The sequence below is a fragment of the Streptomyces virginiae genome (assembly GCF_040638905.1).
In the GTDB taxonomy this organism is placed as follows: Bacteria; Actinomycetota; Actinomycetes; order Streptomycetales; family Streptomycetaceae; genus Streptomyces; species Streptomyces virginiae_B.
Genome location: NZ_JBEZYV010000046.1, coordinates 40,811 through 46,810, shown reverse-complemented (window position 1 = coordinate 46,810; position 6,000 = coordinate 40,811). Strand labels below are relative to the sequence as shown.

General features: G+C 65.6%; 5 protein-coding genes and 1 pseudogene. All 6 read right to left on the bottom strand.

Annotated features, from left to right (window positions below; all coding sequences use genetic code 11):
* Positions 1-215: alpha/beta fold hydrolase (locus AB0F82_RS35120; protein ID WP_362635029.1), on the bottom strand; the 215-nt coding region annotated here is incomplete at its 3' end.
* A 338-nt stretch (positions 216-553) separates the two neighbouring features.
* Complete coding sequence (locus tag AB0F82_RS35115; protein WP_362635027.1) at positions 554-1,366, bottom strand: SMI1/KNR4 family protein; 813 nt, start codon at positions 1,364-1,366, stop codon at positions 554-556.
* Between the two features lie 341 nt (positions 1,367-1,707).
* Complete coding sequence (locus AB0F82_RS35110) at positions 1,708-2,340, bottom strand: SMI1/KNR4 family protein (RefSeq protein WP_362635024.1); 633 nt, start codon at positions 2,338-2,340, stop codon at positions 1,708-1,710.
* 312 nt (positions 2,341-2,652) lie between these two features.
* Positions 2,653-2,946 (bottom strand): hypothetical protein, encoded by a 294-nt coding sequence (locus AB0F82_RS35105; protein WP_362635022.1) that lies wholly within the window; start codon positions 2,944-2,946, stop codon positions 2,653-2,655.
* 26 nt (positions 2,947-2,972) lie between these two features.
* Positions 2,973-4,646: pseudogene (gene ltrA, locus AB0F82_RS35100) on the bottom strand (group II intron reverse transcriptase/maturase); the annotation flags it as partial.
* A 661-nt stretch (positions 4,647-5,307) separates the two neighbouring features.
* The gene (locus AB0F82_RS35095) at positions 5,308-5,958 is read right to left on the bottom strand and encodes a hypothetical protein (RefSeq protein WP_362635020.1); all 651 of its coding nucleotides are present in this window, start codon (positions 5,956-5,958) and stop codon (positions 5,308-5,310) included.
* Between the last annotated feature and the right edge of the window lie 42 nt (positions 5,959-6,000).

The window sequence follows — 6,000 nt, the reverse complement described above, 5'->3', positions numbered from 1 at the left end:
GTGATCACCGACCCTCCGTAGGAGTGGCCGAGGACGAGCGGGGGCTCGGGCAACGCGTCGATGACGGCCTGGACGGCAGCGGTGTCAGCAGCCAACGAGCCGCGGTGGAGCTCAGGCACAACAACCTCGGTTCCGTCGGTCCGCAACCGCTCCGCCAACACCGCAAAGTGCTCGGAACGGTGATACAGGCCGTGAACAAGCACCACAGCAGCCAACTCGTCCGTCTCCTCAGATCGACACCAGACCGGTGAGCCTAGCCCCGAACGACGGTCACCCCATCACCTTGATCCACTTTCGATACACGGCCTAGTTGGATCCACCTGGGAACGGAGTCCGCGAGATCGTCGGTGTAGGAAAGGTAGACGCTGTACTGGACCGTTTGTCCGGGTACGCCGTTCGTTCCGGCGACCGCGTCGTAGATGGCCTTCTATCTACTACTCGCCCAGGGGCGGCGGCGATCAGGGCCTCGCCGCCCGCTCCACGGGCGGCGCATATCGCTTCGGCAAGTTCAACCCGGCGGCAACGACCGACACTGGGGCCTCCCTCACAGCCGCTATGGTTTTAACGTGGTGACGTCGAGGGGCTGGTCGGTGGTGGCCTTGGGCCGGTAAGGGTCGTGGAGCAGGCCCTGATCGTAGTTGGCTGGGGAGGGCGGCGGCGTTGTGGGCGCCGATGACGGTGGTGGTGTCGGTGGAAGGTCCAGGCCGCAGGCAGCCTCGGCTGCTGCGAGCCACCCGAGGTACCAACTGGCGAAGTCCAATGGGGAGCCGTCGGTGTCGCGCATTGGATGGAGATCCGTTCCGTTGCAGCGATCGTCACGCCACATTCGACCGCGTTCCGATCCGGTGACGACCAGCCAGACCATCATCCCGCAGCCCTCATCACACAGGCCGAGTGCCCCAGCTGTCCGGCGCGGATCGTACTGCACCTCGCCCAGGCGCTCCTCCCACGACTCAAAGGCCTCGTCGAGATCGGCGAGGTCGTCGAAGTCCTCCTGGAACGGTCGCTCAGCCAGGACCGCGACCGTTGCCGCCGGATCCGCCCCTCCCGGAAACAGCTCGGTGAGTATGCCCGGCTCGACCTGCTCAAGGAGCTCTCCGACCCAGTGCCAGCCTGCAGAACCCTCCCGCCGCACCGGGAGAATGCCGTACGCCGGACCGGCCCCGCCAGCTCCGACATGCAGTAGGAATGAGCGATAGTCCTCGGGCAGATCAGCATCCAGCCACGCCTCTAGGGCAGCCACCTCGGCGGCGGCTAGAGGCGCATCGAGCGCAAAGCCGTGCGCCCTTGCCCCGAACACCTCGTTGCTGCCCGGCACTGCGGCCAGAGCCAGAACCCGATCACGCACCCCGGTCCAGTCGGTCATGGCGCGAGACCCTACCGGCCGCCGCCGGCACTCGGCTCGCCCGGGTGGGCGACACCGACGACTGGAGGTCCCGCAGCCATACTCAGCGAGACCAGGAGATCACCCGACCGACTCGGCGGCCTCGAACTCCCGACCATCAAGATCGGTGGAGTAACAGCCACTGAGCTCAGTCGGCGTCAGGGGCGGAACGGCGGCTACCACCAGATCCAGGACCTCATCCAGCAGCACGCCGACGGCGCCCGCGTCGCAGTCCTGGCCAAGAGGTTCAAGGTCTCCCAGTTGGGGCCCCGTCCCAGTCGTCCGGCTCCAGCTGATCTGCGATGGCGAGGCAAGACCTGAAGTCACTCATCGAAGATCGGGAACATCTCGGCATAGGGGTCCGGCTTCCCGGTCAAGGGGTCCAGCCCAGCGACGAGTCGGCGGCGTTGCTCGCGCCAGCTCACGAACGCTCCAGGGCGTCCCCAGAGTGATGCGTCGCCGAGCGGGCATTCGTCGAACTCCGCAAGCATCATGCGTGTGAGGAACTTGACCATGCCGCAGTCGAAGATCGCCCACCGGGACTCTCCATAGGAAACCTGGCGACGCCATGCCACGACAGGCCATTTGTTCGGGTCTGCGTCGGTCATCAACCAAGCCATCTCGTTGGCGTTGCAGCCGGTCCCCCATGGCAGGACAGCCTCCGGGCAAGCAGAAACGCCCGGGACACCGCCCTCCTCCTCCCACACCCAGCGGAGCCCCTCGCTCATGCTTCCGATGTGGCAGTCGCTCAAATTGGGGACGTCGATGGACAGTGGCGGGAGGATGACCAACTCCGCGATGTCGCCCACACCATATGTGTCCATGAACGACATGTAGTCGCTCGGCAACCTCGTGCCCAATGCGGCTTCCGCGGCACGCCAGTCGATACGTTCCTCGCCCCGATGTTCTGCGGGAACAATCCGCAGCAAGGCTTCTACATCGGGATGAACAGACATGATTCAGACTCCTTGAGTACGGCGGGCCGCTCACCCTAACCCGAGTCTCCGACAGCACTGCCTGGCGACGATCCAGACCGACCGAGGCGACGACCAGCATCCGTGCGCGGACACAGATCAGCGGCAACCGAACCTGAGACGCTCAGCGGCTAACCCGTCTGAGCGACAACGAGATGTGAGACCAGCGAGGCCATCCGGTCCCACTCGCCGTTGCATCAGCCCAGTTCAGGGGCTATGCCACCGGCAAAGATCGAATGAGACGGGACATCAATCAGACACTAAGGCGGTGGCCGGGACCCCCGAAGGCCGCGGCTACAGACGGGCCAGGTGCTCACGTACGGGGTTGGCGATCTCGGCGTAGAAGTCGATGCGGTCCTGGGCCTGGAGGACCTGGGCGCACACGGTCAGCAGGCCGGTGCGGGCCTCGGGCCGGTCCAGGACGGGGGCGAGCTCATTGCGGATGCGGGCCGCTGTCTCGGGGATCAGCAGCGCGTACAGGTACAGGGTGGCAGCGTCGTAGCCGTACGGAGCGCGGCCGCCGGGTAACCCCGGCGCATTGCTGCGCCGGGGTCCCCTCAGAACCGTGCGTGCACCTCGTCGATGCACACGGCTCAAGCAAGCCACGAGGGCGCTCATCGGATGGTGCTGTGTCGGATGCGAGCGGCGTGTCGCCGTGCGCATTCGGCGTGTACCAAGCGGGTTTGATCGCCCCGCGACGTCATTCTCCCTGTGTGCCGAAGGTAATCGACAGAGATCGCCTTGCGGGCGATCACTTGCCACCAACGCTCCCATTCGAACGGGGATTGCGGTGGCTGGTGAGGAATCAGGACGTTTTCCCCGCACATCGGGCAGCGCCCCTCCTGCCGGTCGAGCAAGCGGAGGTTGTAACTGTCGAGCGCGGGCTTGATCCTGCGACGCCGCTTGACCCAGTACTCCGTCAGGGCGGGGTCGTCTGGTGACGCCTCGCCCCTGACCAGGGTGTGTCGGACGATCGGCGTCCATGACGACTTGACCAGGAAGGTGCCGCTGTCGCGGTCACCGAAGACCCAGTAGTCGTTTCTGAACTTGTTGTACTTGCCGAAGTACCGCCCGGAGATCCAGTGCTTCGACTTCTTGGGGTGCCGGTAGCAGGCCCACTTGTAGGTCAGCTTCCACATGTGGATGTCGATGTCCTTGAAGACCTCGGCAGCCACCACCCCTCGGTAATAGGCGGCCCAGCCCCGGATGATGGGGTTGAGCTTGGCGATGACCGCCTTCTCGTTCGATCCGCGCAAACCGTGCATCACTTCCGAGAGCCGTTCCCGTTGCCGCTTGACGGCGGCCTTGCTCGGCTTGATCAGCAGCTTGCCCACCGGATAGCGGCGGAGATTGAAGCCCAGGAAGTCGAAGCCGTCTTCAAGGTGGACCACTCGGGTCTTCTCCTCGTTGAAGGCCAGGCCCCTCGGCTTCAGCCACTCGGCAAGCTGTGCCTTGACCTCGTGCACCTGCTGCTCGGTAAAGCAGCAGACGACGAAGTCATCGGCGTATCTGACCAGTACCGGGGAATCTGGGCGCGTCTTTCCCGTAAGGGACGGGGCAGTTTCGAGCCGGACTCCGGCCGCCTTCTCCAGGCCGTTCAGTGCGACGTTCAACAGCAGAGGGCTGATCACGCCCCCTTGTGAGGTGCCCTCCTTGGTCGGGGAGAACCCCTTGCCGGGCTCGAACACCCCGGCCCTCAACCACTGCCCGATCTGTTTCCGGCCCGGGAACATCCCGAGTGCGGAGAGCAGCCGGTCGTGATCGATCTTGTCAAACGCCGCTGACAGGTCCGCATCCAAGATCCACACCCGCGTTGAGCCCTTGCGGAGCGTGTTGAAGAGCATCTCGATTGCGTCCTGGCAGCCTCGGCCCGGTCGAAAACCGTAGGAACGGTGCTCGAACCTGGCCTCCCACTCGGGCTCCAGCGCATTGCGTACCCGGCCTTGATGGCACCGGTCGACAATGACCGGAATTCCCAGTGGGCGCTGCTTTCCGTTGGCCTTGGGGATATACACCCGCTTCACCGGCAAGGGTTTCCAGGTACCCCGGCCCCGGTGCACCTGCACCGCGACCTTGGCCCGATCCTCGGAGGTCAGAGCGACCACCCCATCCACCCCAGCCGTGACGCGGCCAGCATTGCGCTGCGTCGCCTGCCGCACACTCAACAACGTGTTCGACCGACTGCGCAGCATCAACTTTTGCAGGTTCCGGACTTGCGCCCAGTCCTGCTCCTGAGTCGCCTTGAAAATCCTCTGCCGCAGTCGCTGTACTTTGAGCTCGCAGGCACGCCAATTTACGGCGTCCTAGTCGATCTCATTACCCTCAGGTCCGTTCACCATAGGTGCCTAACTTGTCCCTCGGTTCCAGTGCCATGACACAAAATCATCAAAGGCTCACCTGTCCACGTCAGCCCGCTTTCGCGTCCGGGCACCAGGCCCGGTATCCGACCGGTTATCCACGGCGGCCGGCGGAGGAGCCGACCACATTGCCGCAGTTTCCCGACTCCTTTCGGCTGTCGGCATTCGCTTCTTGGACATCCTGTTCCCGCCCGGGAGTTCAGATCCCCTTGCGGTCGGCCTACCGCCGCCAACCTTCGGCGACGGACCCGGACGGGGTTTCCACGTTTCGCACACATGAGATGCGACCGGGGTCGGGTGCCCTCTGTACCCCGAGGTCAGCGGTACTCACACGACCAGTAGTTGGTCCCTGGTCGCCGCCTGCCGCTCCTCCACGGCGTAGACCCTGCACCCCGGAATTACTTCCATCCATCCGAGGTCTCTGGGTAACGAGGCATCATCGAGGGTTCACTGCTGTTCACCCACCCGGCCTTCCCCTCCTCCGCTCCCCGGATGGATCGGGGCGCGGTTCGCATGTTCCCTGAGCTTCGAACCCTGGGATTGCTCCCAGCGCACGTCAGGGCGGGGACGGGCATTGAGTACTAGCCCGAGATCACGGAGCAGGCATACGCCCACCCTCCTTTCCCGTGATCCGCTCATGTTGTGCGACCTCGTGTCGCAACCAGCCTTCCCAGTCCAGGATGTGCGGGCCGCGGGTGACGTTGCGGTAGTGGAGGTCGCCGTGGGCGGTGGTCCAGGCGACGTCCTCGACCTGGTGGCCGGTGAACTCGGGGATGACGCGGCGCAGGTACTCCTCGCGTACGGCCTCGCGGTCCGTCGGCGGCGGGACGTCGGCGAGGGCGTACAGGGCGGCCGTCATCTCCTTCCACCACGTCTCGGGCAGGCCCGGGTCCTCGTCGAGGACGGGGCGCGGGGAGACGATCGGGTCGGGGGCGAAGGCGTACAGCTCGGCCCGGTAGGCGTAGCCCTCGGTGGTCCAGTCCCGGATGCGGAACAGGTCGGGGCGCGGCACCGACGCGGGTAGGGCGCGGGAGGTGGATGGACCGTTCCACAGTTTGCCGCCCTCGGTGCCGGCCTCGGCGCAGACCACGCGAAGCCAGTGCGGGCCGGCAGCGCCCGACAGGGTGCGGCCCCCATACCCCCACACCCGGCGGCCGGTCGCTCGCAGGCCGAACTGGTCGGCGGCGTACTGCTGGGCGGCCAGCATCCGATCCACGGTGGCAGGGGCGGGGGCGTCGAACATGACTGGCCTACCTCGGGTGGGAGACGGAGGCCGCGTCCTTGG

What these genes read in the sequence shown, in the direction of transcription:
- AB0F82_RS35115 (WP_362635027.1), bottom strand. Translation starts at nt 1,366, where the DNA reads ATGACCGACTGGACCGGGGTGCGTGATCGGGTTCTGGCTCTGGCCGCA.
- AB0F82_RS35110 (WP_362635024.1), bottom strand. Translation starts at nt 2,340, where the DNA reads ATGTCTGTTCATCCCGATGTAGAAGCCTTGCTGCGGATTGTTCCCGCA.
- AB0F82_RS35095 (WP_362635020.1), bottom strand. Translation starts at nt 5,958, where the DNA reads ATGTTCGACGCCCCCGCCCCTGCCACCGTGGATCGGATGCTGGCCGCC.